The organism is Methylobacterium oryzihabitans, assembly GCF_004004555.2.
Classification (GTDB): domain Bacteria; phylum Pseudomonadota; class Alphaproteobacteria; order Rhizobiales; family Beijerinckiaceae; genus Methylobacterium; species Methylobacterium oryzihabitans.
The window spans coordinates 1-478 of sequence record NZ_SACP01000130.1 but is presented as its reverse complement, the minus strand read 5'-3'; the positions used below and the strand labels follow the sequence as shown (position 1 = coordinate 478).

The 478-nt window shown below is 62.3% G+C and carries 1 protein-coding gene; it reads left to right on the top strand.

Annotation, left to right across the window (positions count from 1 at the left end):
* Positions 1-218, top strand: a 218-nt coding sequence (locus tag EOE48_RS28685; RefSeq protein ID WP_127734242.1) for an EAL domain-containing protein, incomplete at its 5' end; no start/stop codon positions are given.
* Between the last annotated feature and the right edge of the window lie 260 nt (positions 219-478).

Sequence of the window (478 nt, the reverse complement as noted above, 5' to 3'; positions counted from 1 at the left end):
CTGATGACAGCCCGATCGTGTCCTCCACCATCATCCTGGCCAAGCGCCTGGGCCGGGAAGTGGTTGCCGAAGGCGTGGAAACCCGCGAACAGGTGATGTGCCTGAAGCTTGCCGGTTGTGATATCGCCCAGGGCTACCACTTCAGTCGGCCACTGTCGCCGGCGCAGTTACGCGAGTACCCGCCGTTCTATGGTGTCGAGGAGAAAGCGTGCGTGTAATGCGAACACTGGCGCTGCCCCACTGCCCCCCAGCTGACAACCTGGGCCCGCTTCGCGCGCCATCGCGACGCAAGGCCGCTCTACAGAGACCGCGCTGGCATGCAATATCCCTTGATTCGGTTTATGGTGTGCCCATTACCCATCGACACCCGTACCATGACCGATATCGAGCGCTACCTTCGCGCCGCCACCCGTGACAACACCCGGCGCAGCTACCAGGCTGCCATCGAGCACTTCGAAACCCACTGGGGCGGTTTTCT